The sequence below is a fragment of the Acinetobacter sp. YH12108 genome (assembly GCF_013419055.1).
Taxonomy (GTDB): Bacteria; Pseudomonadota; Gammaproteobacteria; order Pseudomonadales; family Moraxellaceae; genus Acinetobacter.
Genome location: NZ_VPAW01000006.1, coordinates 135,897 through 151,730, shown reverse-complemented (window position 1 = coordinate 151,730; position 15,834 = coordinate 135,897). Strand labels below are relative to the sequence as shown.

The 15,834-nt window shown below is 43.3% G+C and carries 11 protein-coding genes; 3 read left to right on the top strand and 8 right to left on the bottom strand.

Annotated elements, in window-relative coordinates:
- Window positions 1-21 precede the first annotated feature (21 nt).
- Window positions 22-936: a sulfate adenylyltransferase subunit CysD gene (cysD, locus tag FTU46_RS05465; RefSeq protein ID WP_034170514.1), complete on the bottom strand. Its 915-nt coding sequence runs from the start codon at window positions 934-936 to the stop codon at window positions 22-24.
- A gap of 317 nt (window positions 937-1,253) precedes the next feature.
- Here cysD and FTU46_RS05460 point away from each other — a divergent pair, with 317 nt between their 5' ends.
- From FTU46_RS05460 to FTU46_RS05450, 3 genes are all read left to right on the top strand, one after another.
- Window positions 1,254-1,796 (top strand): hypothetical protein, encoded by a 543-nt coding sequence (locus tag FTU46_RS05460; protein ID WP_180104509.1) that lies wholly within the window; start codon window positions 1,254-1,256, stop codon window positions 1,794-1,796.
- A gap of 269 nt (window positions 1,797-2,065) precedes the next feature.
- A complete protein-coding gene (locus tag FTU46_RS05455; RefSeq protein ID WP_180069419.1) occupies window positions 2,066-2,701 on the top strand; it encodes a YqiJ family protein in 636 nt (211 codons plus the stop codon).
- 51 nt (window positions 2,702-2,752) lie between these two features.
- Window positions 2,753-4,471, top strand: coding sequence for a flotillin family protein (locus FTU46_RS05450; protein WP_180104508.1), 1,719 nt, complete (start codon window positions 2,753-2,755; stop codon window positions 4,469-4,471).
- A 101-nt stretch (window positions 4,472-4,572) separates the two neighbouring features.
- Here the strand turns inward: FTU46_RS05450 and sucD are convergent, their stop codons facing one another.
- The 7 genes from sucD to FTU46_RS05415 form a co-directional block, all read right to left on the bottom strand.
- Window positions 4,573-5,463, bottom strand: a complete 891-nt coding sequence (sucD, locus tag FTU46_RS05445) for a succinate--CoA ligase subunit alpha (RefSeq protein ID WP_004782969.1) — start codon at window positions 5,461-5,463, stop codon at window positions 4,573-4,575.
- A gap of 11 nt (window positions 5,464-5,474) precedes the next feature.
- Window positions 5,475-6,641: an ADP-forming succinate--CoA ligase subunit beta gene (gene sucC, locus FTU46_RS05440; protein ID WP_004782971.1), complete on the bottom strand. Its 1,167-nt coding sequence runs from the start codon at window positions 6,639-6,641 to the stop codon at window positions 5,475-5,477.
- A gap of 184 nt (window positions 6,642-6,825) precedes the next feature.
- Window positions 6,826-8,259 (bottom strand): dihydrolipoyl dehydrogenase, encoded by a 1,434-nt coding sequence (lpdA, locus tag FTU46_RS05435; protein ID WP_004782973.1) that lies wholly within the window; start codon window positions 8,257-8,259, stop codon window positions 6,826-6,828.
- A 60-nt stretch (window positions 8,260-8,319) separates the two neighbouring features.
- Complete coding sequence (odhB, locus tag FTU46_RS05430; RefSeq protein ID WP_005234619.1) at window positions 8,320-9,540, bottom strand: 2-oxoglutarate dehydrogenase complex dihydrolipoyllysine-residue succinyltransferase; 1,221 nt, start codon at window positions 9,538-9,540, stop codon at window positions 8,320-8,322.
- Window positions 9,541-9,558: 18 nt separating this feature from the next.
- Window positions 9,559-12,381 carry a 2-oxoglutarate dehydrogenase E1 component gene (locus tag FTU46_RS05425; RefSeq protein WP_180104507.1) on the bottom strand — a complete coding sequence of 941 codons (2,823 nt, stop codon included), beginning with the start codon at window positions 12,379-12,381 and terminating at the stop codon, window positions 9,559-9,561.
- A gap of 822 nt (window positions 12,382-13,203) precedes the next feature.
- The gene (locus tag FTU46_RS05420; protein ID WP_004782977.1) at window positions 13,204-13,914 is read right to left on the bottom strand and encodes a succinate dehydrogenase iron-sulfur subunit; all 711 of its coding nucleotides are present in this window, start codon (window positions 13,912-13,914) and stop codon (window positions 13,204-13,206) included.
- A 14-nt stretch (window positions 13,915-13,928) separates the two neighbouring features.
- The gene (locus FTU46_RS05415) at window positions 13,929-15,827 is read right to left on the bottom strand and encodes an FAD-binding protein (protein ID WP_004782979.1); all 1,899 of its coding nucleotides are present in this window, start codon (window positions 15,825-15,827) and stop codon (window positions 13,929-13,931) included.
- Between the last annotated feature and the right edge of the window lie 7 nt (window positions 15,828-15,834).

Genomic DNA, 15,834 nt, shown 5'->3' with positions numbered 1-15,834 from the left:
GGAGGAGATTTCTTAAGATTCTTAGAAGTAACCTTCCTGCTTTTTCTTTTCCATCGAACCTGCTTCATCATGGTCGATCATACGGCCTTGACGTTCAGATGTGGTCGCTAAAAGCATTTCCTGGATAATTTCCGGTAAAGTTGTTGCAGTTGATTCAACCGCACCCGTTAATGGGTAACAACCTAAAGTACGGAAACGAACCGATTTCATTTGTGGCACTTCGCCTGGATTCAGGCGCATACGCTCATCATCAACCATGATCAGCGTACCATTACGCTCAACGACTGGACGTTCAGCAGCTAAGTACAATGGAACAAGTTTGATATTTTCTAGGTAGATATATTGCCAGATGTCCAGCTCAGTCCAGTTAGACAATGGAAATACACGAATACTTTCGCCTTTGTTCACTTTACCGTTATAAAGATTCCAAAGTTCTGGACGCTGGTTTTTCGGATCCCAACGGTGTTTAGAGTCACGGAATGAATAAACACGTTCTTTGGCACGTGATTTTTCTTCGTCACGACGTGCACCACCGAAAGCAGCATCAAACTGATATTTATCCAGTGCCTGTTTCAGACCTTGGGTTTTCATAATGTCAGTATATTTAGAGCTACCATAGTCGAATGGGTTTACGCCCGCATCACGACCTTCTTTGTTCTGATGCACGATCAGATCAAAGCCATGTTCTTTGGCCATGTTATCACGGAACTTGATCATGTCTTTGAATTTCCAGCCGGTATCTACATGAAGTAGCGGGAATGGAAGTTTTGCAGGATAAAACGCTTTCAGTGCTAAATGCAGCATAACTGCTGAATCTTTACCGATTGAATAAAGCATAACCGGATTTTCAAACTCGGCAGCAACTTCGCGAATGATGTGAATACTCTCAGCTTCAAGCTGTTTAAGATGAGTAAGTCTTTCCTCATTTAATGACATGGACAACCTGCGTATTACACGTGTACTTATTACACTTTATAAAATTTATATTCATTATAGTGATTAACTTTTCATAACGATTGCTTGTTTTGTGATATTCATATATTAAAACGTCATATAAAAATTCACTAATATCAACTATCAGTTTTTATGAATCTGATAGCTTAGCTAAATAAAGACAATTGATTGTTTAGTCAAAGCACTCTGGAAGATTACTTTTAGCAATGAAATGATATATTAATCATCTAAACGGACAGTTCACATCGTGGTGAAAAAAAATTAGAGTAGGATTAGTTCTTCCAATTTATAAACTATGTATGCCTTATAACGAATTTGATTTAGATACTTTAAAATCCCGTCTGGAACAGGCAAAACTTGCCGGTTTTATTTACCAGCACCAGCAACATATTTTGGTTCTTCAGGAACCTTATACTGAAGATGGCAGTCCACTAAACATTTATATCCAGCATGAACTGACAGCGGATCAAATTGGCCTGCAGTTTGGCCTGCGTAAGCTGAACGGTCAATGGGAATACCTGCTCGGTATGACTTATAGCAACCAGCAGGCAGGTTACGAAATAGGTGTCGGCAATCTGAGAGGCGATCAAAAAGCTTTCAACCTGCTTTATGCTTTCTATAACTATCCTAAAGCCTTCTTCTTGGTGGCCTTACCTTTGTCTGCAAATACTCAGGCATTGGAACAGGCTCTCGACGAACAACTATTTAATCAGCCTGAACTTAAATTTCTGGAGACTGCAGTAAAAACCAATCCAATGGGCGAACAGGTGCAATGGATGAAGAACTATATCCTGCAACAAGCCCTAGAAATGAAAGTCCGTATCCAGACCGCCATCCTTTAATTCTTTTATACATCTACCTAGGGACAGAAAAGCAAATGTACACAATTGCTTTTCTATTCTTTACATAAAACCTCAGATTCGCCCACCTATAAAATAGTCGACATTTATTAGCATCTAAGAAAAACACATCACAAATTGTTAAATTTTGGATTTTATCAAGTTATCCCAATAGGGAATTTTGTTGTTTTTTGCTTACAATTTTATTAATAACTGTTATCTTTAACAGGGTCATAAAATTTCTATAAAACCATAATTAGAGACAGAAACTCATGTGGGAACTGTTCACTCATCCTTCCAACATTGTATTTAGTATCAGTTTAAGTCTGATGCTGATGTTTGCTGCCTTGGAATGTGTCTTGCTGATGCTGGGAGGTGGCTCCCAGAATATGTTCGAACAATTTCTGCCTGAAGAACCGCTTCACCCAGAAGTAGGTGTTGATCAGCATACTGGCCTGTTCCATAAAGTATTCGACTGGCTTTATCTGGGTCGCCTGCCTCTCTTTATTTGGCTCATTATTTTCCTGACCAGTTATGGTCTGAGCGGATTATTGATCCAAGGTCTGTTTGAACGATTTACCAGTCAGCTTTTAAATGCATGGATTATTTCCCCTGCCTGTTTATTTTTATGTATGCCGATTGTACGTGGGCTGTCCGTGCTTGCTGCCAAAATTCTGCCTCAGGATGAAACCATCGCGATCTATAGCGATGAATTGATCGGACGAACCGCCACGATTATTCTGGGAGATGCCAAAGCTAACTCCCCTGCTCAGGCCAAAGTTCAGGATCAGCATGGTAAGACCCATTATGTGCTGGTCGAACCTGAACGCAATGAAATATTTAATCAAGGTCAGACAGTGGTTCTGACTCAAAAAACTAAAAATGGCTTTCAGGCTATTGAACTTTAATTAAACCAATTTCCTATAAAAATCAAGCTTGCCCAAAGAGACTTTATAACAATGCTAAATTTTGATTTATATAATGTTTTGATTATTGCAGGGACTATATTCGTTGGCCTAGTCACCTTCGGATTAATCATTGCACGTTTATACCGTCGCTCCAGTAAAGAAATTTCTTTTGTGCGTACCGGTTGGGGTGGTGAAAAAGTGATTTTAGGCGGCGGAGCTTTGGTGCTACCGGTGCTACATGAAATCATTCCCGTCAATATGAATACCCTACGGCTGGAAGTCCGTCGCGCCGATGATCAGGCGCTGATTACCCGTGATCGCATGCGTGTCGATGTGATGGCTGAATTCTATGTGCGCGTAAAGCCTACTGCCGATTCGATTGCTACGGCAGCACAAACTCTTGGTCAAAAGACCATGTCACCAAATGAACTGAAAAATCTTGTGGAAGGTAAATTTGTCGACTCTTTACGCGCCGTTGCCGCTGAAATGGCCATGGAAGAATTACATGAAAAACGGGTCGACTTCGTACAAAAAGTACAGCAAGTGGTATCTGAAGATCTGCACAAAAATGGTCTGGAACTGGAAACTGTTTCTTTAACTGGCTTAGATCAAACTGGCTTTAAATATTTCAATCCACAAAATGCTTTCGATGCTGAAGGTTTGACCAAACTCACTGAAACGATTGAAGATCGTCGCCGTAAGCGTAATCATATTGAACAGGATACAGATCTGGCCATTAAAGCCAAAAATCTGGAAGCCGAGCAAGCACGTCTACAAATTATCCGTGAAGAAGAATATGCCAAGCTGCAACAGGAACGTGAAATTTCGATTCGCCGCGCTGAACAGTTAGCTGAAATTGCAGCTCAGGAAGCTGCAAAAAAACGTGAAGCGGAAGAAGCTCGTATTGCTGCTGAACGTGAAGTAGAACTGAAACGCATTTTGGCGGCTCGTGATGTTGAAAATGAAAACATTCAGAAAGCCCAGCTTATTCAAAAAGCCCAAGTTGAACAGAAGAAAACGATTGAACTGGCTGAACAAGATCGTGCAATTGCGATTGCAGAAAAATCACGTGCTGAATCTGAAGCCAAAGCTTTAGCTGATCAGGCACGTGCTCAAGCGGTTAAAGCGGAAGAAGAAGTCGTCACTGTCCGCCAGATCCAGCAAGCAGAACGTCAAAAAGCGGTTGAACTGGTTGCAGCGAAAGAACAGGCTGAGAAAGATGCAATTGCCATTACCGTTGCAGCAGAAGCTGGCAAACAGGCAGCAGCTGATGATGCAGAAGCGGTTCGTATTGCCGCTGAAGCCGAAGCTGAAAAAGTTCGCTTGAAAGCCAAAGGTGAAGCGGATGCAAAAGTCTTACTTGCTCAAGCGATGGAGAAACAGTATCAAGTCGATGCTGAAGGTACCCGCGCAGTGAATGAAGCAAATAATGTACTGTCATCTGAACAGGTGGAAATGCAAATCCGGCTAGCCATGCTGAAATACTTACCTGAAATCATTCGTGAAAGTGTTAAGCCGATGGAAAACATTGATGACATCAAGATTCTGCAAGTCAATGGCCTACATGGCACACATGCGGGTTCTTGCCAAGCAGATGCCCATCATGAAGGCGGCAATGTTGCCCTCTCCGATCAGGTGGTGAATAGTGCTTTGCGTTATCGTAGCCAGGCACCTTTGATTGATAGCCTGATGAATGAATTAGGCATTCAGGGTGGTGACATCAATGGGATGACTCAAAGCCTGAAAGCTAAAGCTGGTATAGATAACTAAATACTCAATTTTCGAATTATCATTTAGTTAGACTTTAATCTCCTTTTGCAGCAATTATAAAAAAGCCCTCAATATTGAGGGCTTTTTATCAGCTTAATAAATTAAGCCAAACCTTTTTCTTTCAAAACCTCAAGCATGGTTGAACCCAACTCTGCAGGACTACGTGTATACGCCATTCCCGCGCGTTCAAAAGCTGCAAACTTCTCTTCAGCAGTTCCTTTACCGCCAGAAATGATGGCACCTGCGTGACCCATACGCTTACCTTTCGGCGCTGTTACACCAGCGATATAACCTACCACCGGCTTGGTCACATGCGACTGGATATACTCAGCTGCTTCTTCTTCCGCAGTACCGCCAATTTCACCAATCATGATAATGGCTTCAGTTTGCGGGTCTTCCTGGAACAGTTTCAAGCAATCAATCTGGTTCATGCCTGGAATCGGATCACCACCGATTCCGATACAGGTTGACTGTCCAAGGCCTAATTTAGTGGTTTGTGCAACCGCTTCATAAGTCAAAGTACCTGAACGTGAGATAATGCCGATCTTACCTGGCTGATGAATATGACCCGGCATAATCCCGATCTTACACTCGCCTGGCGTAATGATACCCGGACAGTTTGGACCGATCAGACGCGTACCATTACCATTGGTTTCCAGATAACGTTTAGCTTTTAGCATATCCAGTGTTGGTACGCCTTCAGTAATCACAACAATCAGCTCAATACCTGAGTCAACAGCTTCTACAATAGAATCGAGGACAAAAGGTGCAGGCACATAAATCACAGAAGCATCAGCTTGAGTTTCTTGCACCGCTTCACGCATAGTATTAAATACTGGCAGATCCAGATGTGATTGACCACCTTTACCCGGTGTTACTCCACCAACAACTTTAGTGCCGTAGGCAATAGCCTGTTCAGAGTGGAATGTACCGTTCTTGCCTGTAAAGCCTTGGACTAAAACTTTGGTGTCTTTATTAATTAATACGCTCATTGTGATACTCCTTAAGCTTTTACTGCAGCAACAATTTTTTCTGCAGCATCGGCCAAGCCATTTGCAGAAATCAATTTCAAACCAGATTCATCCAGTAACTTGGCACCAAGCTCTGCATTGTTCCCTTCAAGACGAACGACTACAGGTACAGTGACATTTACCTCCTGAACCGCTGCAATAATTGCCTCAGCAATCATGTCACAACGTACAATTCCACCAAAAATATTAATCAAGACACCTTGTACAGAAGAATCTGCCAAGATAATTTTAAATGCTTCGATGACACGCTCTTTGGTTGCACCACCACCTACATCCAGGAAGTTAGCTGGTTGACCACCATAAAGCTTGATAATGTCCATGGTTGCCATCGCAAGACCGGCACCATTGACCATACAACCAATATTACCCTCTAAAGCAACATAGTTCAGGTCAAATTCAGATGCTTTCAGCTCACGCTCATTTTCTTGTGATTTATCACGTAAAGCAGCAACTTCAGGCAGACGGTATAGCGCATTTGAATCAATACCGACTTTGGCATCGACACAGAGAATGTCACCATTTTCACGAACAGAGAGCGGGTTAATTTCAAATAAAGCAAAATCATTTTCGACAAAGGCTTGGTAAGCAGCTGTCATGACTTTAACAAATTGATTGATCTGGCTATCTTTTAACTTAAGTGCAAACGCCACTTCACGCGCCTGAAATGGCAATAATCCTACTAAAGGATCAACTTCGACTTTAATGATTTTTTCAGGATTTTCTTCTGCAACTTTTTCAATTTCGACACCACCTTCAGTGGATGCCATGAAAGTAATACGACGGCTAGAACGGTCTACCACTGCACCTAAATAGAGTTCACGCTCGACCGGATACACATCTTCAGACACCAAAATACTATTGACTGGTTGACCATTTGCATCGGTTTGATAGGTCACTAAACGTGAACCAATAATCTGATTGGCATATTCAGCTGCTTCTTCAGCCGACTTTACCACTTTTACCCCACCCGCTTTGCCACGACCACCTGCGTGAACCTGCGCTTTTAATACCGCAAACTTCCCACCAAGCTGCTCAAAAGCATGTACTGTTTCCTCAGCATTGGTAGCAAGAATACCTTCTTGTACAGGCATCCCATATTTTTTTAATAACGCTTTTGCTTGATACTCATGTAAATTCATTGATTAACCTTTTACTACTTATTTGACTTTGTTATTACACGTTTTCCCAATATTTCTTGGTTCACATCAATCAATATTGGTATTTTTGGATCTTAGATTTTACTTATCTTTATTTTTAGATGATTATTCATTCAAAAACAACCACCAAATGTAAAAAGAGCGGCCTGAGCCGCTCTTCGAAGAATTACTTACGCTTACGTTGGATCGCGTGGATCGCACGACCATCGACTGCAAGAGCAGCTTCATGTACCACTTCAGAGAATGTTGGGTGACCGAAAGTCATCAACTGTAGATCTTCAACTGAAGATACAAACTCAAGTGCAATCATACCTTGGTGAACGATGTCAGACGCAGCAGGTCCAATCACGTGCATACCAAGTAGACGGTCAGTTTTTGCATCAGCAACAAACTTCACGAAACCGGCACCTTCACCAGCAGCCAAAGCACGACCATTTACAGCAAAACCGAATTGACCAGTTTTCACTTCATGACCTTTTTCTTTGGCTTGCTCTTCTGTTAAACCTACCCAAGCCGCTTCCGGGTGAGTGTAGATGACAGAAATGATAGTATCGTAGTTCACTTGAGCAGCATGACCGTGGATACGTTCAACAGCCATTACGCCTTCTTCCATTGCTTTATGTGCAAGCATTGGACCACGTACCAAGTCACCGATTGCGTATACGCCTTCAACAGAAGTTGCACACCAGTCGTTTACCTCAACCAGACCGCGCTCAGTCAGTTTGATACCTGAGTCTTCAGCCAATAGGCCTTCAGCATAAGCACGACGGCCTACACAAACGATCAGTTTATCGAAAGTCTGTTCTTTGTCTTCGCCGCCCTGGCTGTATTTAACAGTCACTTCACGACCGTTAACTTCAGTACCAGAAACTTTTGCACCAATGCGGATATCAAGACCTTGTTTAGTCAGCAGTTTTTGGTAGTCTTTTGCCAATGCTTTGTCAGCCATTGGCAAGAATGCGTCCATTGCTTCAAATACAACAACTTCCGCACCCAGACGACGCCATACTGAACCAAGTTCAAGACCGATTACACCAGCACCGATCACACCAAGACGTTTAGGCACTTCTGGGAATTCAAGCGCACCAGTTGAGTCCACGATCAGGTCTTGATCTACAGGAGCAACTGGAATATTGACTGGTACAGAACCAGATGCAAGGATGACATATTTAGGCTCTAAAACCTGAGTTTCACCTTCATGCGGTACAAACTCAACTTTTTTACCAGCAAGTAATTTACCAGTACCTTGTAACCATTCAATGCCATTACCTTTAAGTAACTGCGCAACACCACCAGTCAATTGCTCAACGACTTTGTCTTTACGCGCCAGCATTTTAGACAAATCGAAAGCAACTTCACCCGTTGTAATACCGTGGTCATCTAAATGCTTAACAGTATCTTCATAACGGTGAGAAGAATCTAAAAGTGCTTTAGAAGGAATACAACCTACGTTTAAGCAAGTACCGCCTAAAGAAGGTTTACCTTTATGAATACGTTTTTCGATACACGCAACTTTAAAACCAAGCTGTGCAGCACGAATTGCAGCTTCGTAGCCACCTGGGCCACCACCGATTACAACTAAATCGAATTGTTGAGACATTATTCTCTCCAAAAATGGGCCTAGAGGATCACCCTAAGCCCATGGATTTATTCTTTAGAATTAAAGATCAAGGATCAGACGAGCTGGTTCTTCTAACAATTCTTTGATTGTTACAAGGAAACCTACAGCTTCTTTACCATCGATTAGACGGTGGTCATAAGAAAGCGCTAGGTACATCATTGGCAAGATTTCAACCTGACCATTCACTGCCATAGGACGTTCCTGGATTTTATGCATACCCAGAATCGCAGTTTGTGGAGTGTTCAAGATTGGAGTTGAAAGCAATGAACCGAAAGTACCACCGTTGGTAATTGTGAAAGTACCACCAGTCATGTCTTCGATTGCAAGTTTACCTTCACGCGCTTTACCAGCGTATGCACGGATACCGTTTTCAACTTCAGCATAGTTCATGCGGTCTGTATCACGAAGTACAGGAACCACCAAACCACGGTCAGAAGAAACTGCTACACCGATGTCATAGTAACCATGGTAAACGATATCATCGCCATCGATAGACGCATTCACTGCTGGATAGCGTTTCAGTGCTTCAGTCGCAGCTTTAACGAAGAATGACATGAAGCCTAGACGCGCACCATGACGTTTTTCAAACGCTTCTTTGTACTGGTTACGCATTTCCATGATTGGTTTCATGTTAACTTCGTTGAACGTAGTCAACATTGCTGTTTCTTGAGTTGCAGCAAGCAGACGTTCAGCAACACGTTTACGCAGACGAGTCATTGGAACGCGTTTTTCAATACGTTCGCCAACCGCAACGCTTAACGGTGCAGCAGCAGGCGCTGCAGGTTTAGACTGATGGTTCGCAACATCTTCTTTAGTAATGCGACCGCCACGACCTGTACCAGATACGTCAGCAGCATTGATACCAGATTCAGTCAATGCTTTACGTACTGCTGGAGCTTGGTCTTGAACCTGTTGACGCTCAACGATCGGTGCATTACCCGCTTCAGTTTTTGCAGCAGCTTGCTCTACTGATGCTTCAGTTTCAGATTGAACTGCTTGAGTTTGAGTTGCGCCAGATACGGCACCCTCTTCAAACTGTGCAATCACTTCAGCAGAAAGCACTGTATCGCCTTCATTTTTAACGATTGATGCAATTGTACCGTCTGCAGGAGCAACAACTTCTAAAACAACTTTATCAGTTTCAATATCACAGATCACTTCATCACGTGATACTGCTTCACCTGGTTGTTTGTGCCAAGTTGCGATCGTACCGTCCGCAACTGACTCTGGAAATACCGGTGCTTTAATTTCGGTTGCCATTATTTAGAATCTCCTGGATTATTCAGCATCGATCGCTAGAGCGTCGTTAACGAGCTGAGCTTGTTGTTTTGCATGCAAGTATGGTGAACCACACGCCGGTGCAGCTGAAGCTTCACGGCCTGCGTAACTAATACGGATTTGTTTGCCCGCTTTCATCACATCGTCATATAAACGAGGCGCGATGAACAACCAAGCACCTTGGTTTTTCGGTTCTTCTTGTGCCCAAACCAGTTCTTTCACGTTTGGATACTGAGCAAGAACTTCTGCAAGACGTGCTTCTGGGTACGGATACAATTGTTCAATACGTACAATTGCAGTGTTGTTCAATTCTTTTTCACGACGTTTTTCAACCAGATCGTAGTAAACCTTACCACCACACAATACCAGACGGGTTACGTCTGCTTTGCTGATGTTGTCTACTTCGTCGATCACAGTCTGGAATGTACCGTTAGCCAGTTCTTCCAGGTTAGACACCGCCAATTTGTGACGAAGCAATGATTTAGGTGACATGATGATCATTGGTTTACGGATCGGGCGGATTGCCTGACGACGTAACGCGTGGAAGATCTGTGCAGGTGTAGTTGGAGTCATCACTTGCATATTGTCTTCAGCACATAGCTGCAAGAAACGTTCCAGACGTGCAGATGAATGCTCAGGACCTTGGCCTTCGAAGCCGTGTGGCAGAAGCATAGTCAGACCACATACACGTTCCCATTTGGTTTCACCAGATGAGATGAACTGGTCGATCACCACCTGTGCACAGTTTGCAAAGTCACCGAACTGAGCTTCCCAGATGATCAGGCTCTTAGGAAGAGTAGTCGCGTAACCGTATTCAAATGCCAGTACTGCCATTTCAGACAATAAAGAGTCATAGATCGCAACACGCGGTTGGTTCTCTTTAATATGGCAAAGTGGAATATAAGTTGAGCCATCTACCTGGTTATGCAGTTTTGCATGACGGTGTGAGAATGTACCACGACCCACGTCTTCACCAGTTAAACGGACCAGATAACCATCATCTAGCAGTGATGCATAGGCTAGAGTTTCAGCAGCACCCCAGTTCAGCGGCATTTCACCAGTTTGCATTTTCAGACGGTCGTCAATTACTTTAGATACCTGACGCTGCATCACGAAGCCTTCTGGAAGCTCACGCATTTTGCGGCCAAGCTCTTTAAGACGTTCTAGATCGCAAGTAGTATCCCACTCGTCTGTGTATTCATGACCCAGGTAGGGTGTCCAGTCTACAAACATTTTTTTGTTCGGTTCTAGAACCAGTGCATTGGCAACATGTTTACCTGCTTCAAGATCAGAACGGTATTGTTCAACCATTTGATCTGCAGTAGCACGATCAAGTACACCTTCTTGAACCAGTTTGTCAGCATAAAGCGTACGAGTTGTCGCTTTTTTGCTGATCACTTGGTACATCATTGGCTGAGTTGCAGCTGGTTCGTCCGCTTCGTTATGACCACGACGACGGTAACAGAACATGTCGATCACAACGTCTTTACGGAAAGTATGACGGAAATCGTGGGCAAGCTGAGCAACAAACAACACAGCTTCAGGATCATCACCATTTACATGGAAGATCGGCGCCTGAATCATTTTCGCGATATCAGTACAGTATTCTGTAGAACGCGCATCACGTGGATCAGATGTGGTGAAACCAACCTGGTTGTTCACTACGATATGAACTGTACCACCTACTGTGTAACCACGAGTCTGTGACATCTGGAAGGTTTCTTGGTTTACGCCCTGACCTGCAAATGCAGCATCACCGTGAACAATGACTGGCAATACGTCATCACCGCCAATGTCTTTACGACGGACTTGACGTGCACGTACAGAACCTTCAACTACAGGTCCAACGATTTCAAGGTGAGATGGGTTAAACGCCAATGCCAAGTGAACTTCACCACCTGGAGTCATCACGTTAGAAGAGAAACCTTGGTGATACTTAACGTCACCAGAACCTTTCTTGTGTAGTGATTTGCCTTCGAACTCACCGAACAGGTCAGCCGGGTTTTTACCCATGATGTTAACCAGAAGGTTCAGACGACCACGGTGTGGCATACCGATTACGACTTCTTTACAGCCTACAGAACCGGCACGCTGGATCAATTCATTCACCATAGGAATGAAAGACTCACCACCTTCAACACCAAAACGTTTTGCACCCACGAATTTATTACCGAGGTATTTTTCCAGACCTTCAGCCGCAGTTAAACGTTCAAGAACATGTTTTTTCTGATCAGCACTCAGGCCATATTGACCACGTGCGCTTTCAAGACGTTGCTGGATCCAGCGTTTTTCTTTGGTATCCACGATGTGCATGTATTCAGCACCGATAGAGCTACAGTAAGTCGCTTCCATCGCTTGGACCATTTCGCCCAAAGTCGCTGCTTCCTTACCAATCGCAAGGTTACCGGTATTGAATATAGTGTCCAGATCAGACTGAGTTAAACCGTGCGCAGAAAGATCAAGATCTGGCACAACTTCGCGTTTAGCCAGACCTAATGGATCCAATTTTGCTTTTTGGTGGCCACGGTTACGGTACGCAGCAATCAGCTGTAAAACGCCAATTTGACGACGTTCATGCTCTGAACTTACTGTCGATTGGATAACAGGCTGAATACGGCTTGAATTGCGACCTAAAAGTAGGAATTGCTCACGTACATTACTGTGTGGTTGATCACCTTTTGGGAATTTATCGAAGTACGCTCTCCAGTCAGCACCCACTGAGTCTGGAGCAGTGAGGTACTGCTCATAAAGTTCTTCAATATACGCTGCACTATCAGCGGAAAGTTCAGTGTCAAGACGCAGAGCGTCAGCAACTTCTTGCATTTGTGGACCCATTTCCTATTGCAAAAACATTTTCAGGATGCTTTTTAAGCAAAACCCAGGATTAGTAATGTCAAATTGATAATTCAACATTAGTCCCCCATAAGGCATAAGCCATGAGGCGTTATCACCACACCAAGAAAATTCTTGATATGTTTAATGAACAATAACGCCCCTCAGCGGCATCATCACTCATTGAATACCCGATCGTGACCGAGCAATTTTTTGCAAATCGACTTAGAAAAAACAAAGATTTAAACTATATTTTTTCTAAAGCGACTTTGACTTACATTTATATACTATTCTCAACCTCTTCCGTGTTTAAAAAATGTACATCGGCCCACACATTTTTTAAATATAGTCTTGTGCTAAATGCTATCACGATCTCGACTAATCAATTGATTTTTTTGACGAGGAACGCATGTTTTTTAGTCAAATACTTCTATCAGAAATTACTCTAACATAGGGAGCTTTAAATGAAAAACACATTCAGCGTAGACCAAAGTCCTACATCTTTTTGATAAACAAAAAGAGAGTAAATCTTCCAATCCACTCCCTTTGCAACTTTGCGTTATATAATAACATTATTGAAAACCTTTTTCAGTCCAGAATTACATCTAAAAATCATAAATACCTCAAACAACATCATAATAGTGCATAAATCCGACCAAAATGTTCTGCAATGATTCATCACCCGATTTGATCATATGAGATACAGCACCAATAACAGCAGTTTTCACGACCACTGTTCGTTTATGGAGCCCTATAAAGCAAAAAGCACACCAAGTGGTGTGCTTTTTGAAAAACTGTTTATTGCAGTCTAAATTAGCCAGCCATATCTAGAAGCATGTTACGGATGTGACCGATTGCTTTAGTAGGGTTCAAGCCTTTAGGACATACAGATACACAGTTCATGATACCTTTACAACGGAACAGAGAGAACGGATCGTCAAGACGAGCCAGACGCTCTTGAGTACCTGTATCACGCGAATCGATGATGAAACGGTATGCATTCAATAATGCTGAAGGACCCAAGAACTTGTCTGGGTTCCACCAGAATGATGGGCATGAAGTTGAACAACATGCACAAAGAATACATTCATACAGACCATTCAAGTGTTCACGTTCTTCAGGAGACTGCAGACGCTCTTTAGGAGGTGCAGGCTGGTTGTTGATCAAGAACGGATGAATCTTGTTGTACTGGTCGTAGAACTGGTTCATGTCAACTACAAGGTCTTTGATTACTGGAAGACCAGGTAGTGGACGAATCGTGATTTCATTTGGTAAATCGTTCAGGTTCCAAAGACACGCCAAACCGTTTTTACCATTAATGTTCACACCATCAGAACCACAGATCCCTTCACGGCATGAACGACGGAATGTCAAAGATTCGTCCTGTACTTTTAATGCAAGAAGCGCATCAAGCAACATACGGTGCTTATCAGTCAGTTCAAGCTTAAAAGTTTGCATATACGGTGCTTTATCCTTATCAGGATCGTAGCGGTAGATATGAAATGTACGAGTACCTCTACTCATCTTTAATCTCCTGATTAGAATGTACGTGGTTTCGGTGGAATTGCATCAACCGAAAGTGGTTTGTAACGCACTGGCTTGTACTCAAGACGGTTATCAGCAGAGAACCACAAGGTGTGTTTCATCCACTCGTCGTCACGACGGCCATATGGATACTCTGGGTGATCTGGTGGTAATTCGAAATCTACCACAGTGTGAGCACCACGACATTCTTTACGTGCAGCAGCTGAAATCAAGGTCGCTTTAGCAACTTCATACAGGTTTTCAACTTCTAGAGCTTCAATACGTGCAGTATTGAATACTTTAGATTTGTCTTTCAAGTGAATGTTGCGAACACGCGGCTCAATTGCAAGAATTTGTTTTACACCTTCTTCAAGCAGCGCAGTTGTACGGAATACACCCGCGTGGTCTTGAACGATGTCACGGATTGCATCAGCAACTTCTTGAGCATTCTCACCAGTTGTTGATTCATCCAGCTTACGAACACGCTTAATTGTGTTTTCAAGCACAGTTGTAGGAAGCGGTTCATACTCATCACCGTGGTGTTTAGTCACGTAGTCGATGATGTGCTGGCCAGCAGCCTTACCAAATACAACCAAATCAAGCAGTGAGTTTGTACCTAAACGGTTTGCACCGTGTACAGATACACATGAACATTCACCGATCGCATAGAAGCCTTTCACTGGTTTCGTGAAGTTGCGACCTTCTTGGTTAGTAGAATAGGTATCAGTATTCTTGTCGTAGTTCGTTACTAGAGCTTCAGATTCTGGAGACTCAGGAACAACTACCTGACCATGAATATTCGTAGGAATACCACCCATTTGGTAATGGATTGTTGGTACTACAGGAATTGGCTCTTTAGTAATGTCAACGTTCGCAAATTTCTTGCCAATCTCGAATACAGATGGCAGACGTTTCATGATGGTGTCAGCACCCAAGTGAGTCATATCAAGAAGGATATAATCGCCTTTAGGACCACAACCACGACCTTCTTTGATTTCCTGGTCCATAGAACGTGATACGAAGTCACGAGGAGCCAAGTCTTTCAGAGTCGGTGCATAACGCTCCATGAACGGTTCGCCGTCTTTGTTACGAAGGATTGCACCTTCACCACGACAACCTTCAGTTAACAGTACGCCTGCGCCCGCAACACCTGTAGGGTGGAATTGCCAGAATTCCATATCTTGTAATGGAATGCCTGCACGAGCTGCCATACCAAGACCATCACCAGTATTGATATAAGCATTAGTAGATGCACGGTAAACACGACCAGCACCACCTGTAGCGAACAATGTAGCTTTCGCCTGGAATACGGCAATTTTACCAGTTTCCTGATCGATTGCTGTCACACCCAGTACATCACCAGCTTCGTTACGGATCAGGTCAAGCGCGATCCATTCAACGAAGAACTGAGTACCCATTTTCACATTGCTTTGATAAAGCGTATGAAGAAGCGCGTGACCTGTACGGTCGGCTGCAGCACATGCACGTGGAACTGCTTTTTCACCGTAGTTTGCAGAGTGACCACCAAATGGACGTTGGTAAATCGTACCGTCTGCGTTACGGTCAAATGGCATACCTAAATGTTCTAATTCGTATACCACTTGCGGTGCTTCGCGAGTCATGAACTCGATCGCGTCTTGGTCACCTAACCAGTCAGAACCTTTAACTGTGTCGTAGAAGTGGTAGTGCCAGTTATCTTCTTGCATGTTACCAAGAGATGCACCGATACCACCCTGCGCTGCTACAGTGTGAGAACGTGTTGGGAATACTTTAGTCAGTACCGCAACTTTCAAACCTGCTTGAGCAAGTTGGTAAGAAGCGCGCATACCAGAACCACCACCACCAACGATAACTGCATCGAAAGTTTCGTGTGGAATATTTGTGTAATCTTCTTTAGGGGTTATAGCGCCCATGATTGTT

What these genes read in the sequence shown, in the direction of transcription:
- cysD (WP_034170514.1), bottom strand. Translation starts at nt 936, where the DNA reads ATGTCATTAAATGAGGAAAGACTTACTCATCTTAAACAGCTTGAAGCT.
- FTU46_RS05460 (WP_180104509.1), top strand. Translation starts at nt 1,254, where the DNA reads ATGCCTTATAACGAATTTGATTTAGATACTTTAAAATCCCGTCTGGAA.
- FTU46_RS05455 (WP_180069419.1), top strand. Translation starts at nt 2,066, where the DNA reads ATGTGGGAACTGTTCACTCATCCTTCCAACATTGTATTTAGTATCAGT.
- FTU46_RS05450 (WP_180104508.1), top strand. Translation starts at nt 2,753, where the DNA reads ATGCTAAATTTTGATTTATATAATGTTTTGATTATTGCAGGGACTATA.
- sucD (WP_004782969.1), bottom strand. Translation starts at nt 5,463, where the DNA reads ATGAGCGTATTAATTAATAAAGACACCAAAGTTTTAGTCCAAGGCTTT.
- sucC (WP_004782971.1), bottom strand. Translation starts at nt 6,641, where the DNA reads ATGAATTTACATGAGTATCAAGCAAAAGCGTTATTAAAAAAATATGGG.
- lpdA (WP_004782973.1), bottom strand. Translation starts at nt 8,259, where the DNA reads ATGTCTCAACAATTCGATTTAGTTGTAATCGGTGGTGGCCCAGGTGGC.
- odhB (WP_005234619.1), bottom strand. Translation starts at nt 9,540, where the DNA reads ATGGCAACCGAAATTAAAGCACCGGTATTTCCAGAGTCAGTTGCGGAC.
- FTU46_RS05425 (WP_180104507.1), bottom strand. Translation starts at nt 12,381, where the DNA reads ATGCAAGAAGTTGCTGACGCTCTGCGTCTTGACACTGAACTTTCCGCT.
- FTU46_RS05420 (WP_004782977.1), bottom strand. Translation starts at nt 13,914, where the DNA reads ATGAGTAGAGGTACTCGTACATTTCATATCTACCGCTACGATCCTGAT.
- FTU46_RS05415 (WP_004782979.1), bottom strand. Translation starts at nt 15,827, where the DNA reads ATGGGCGCTATAACCCCTAAAGAAGATTACACAAATATTCCACACGAA.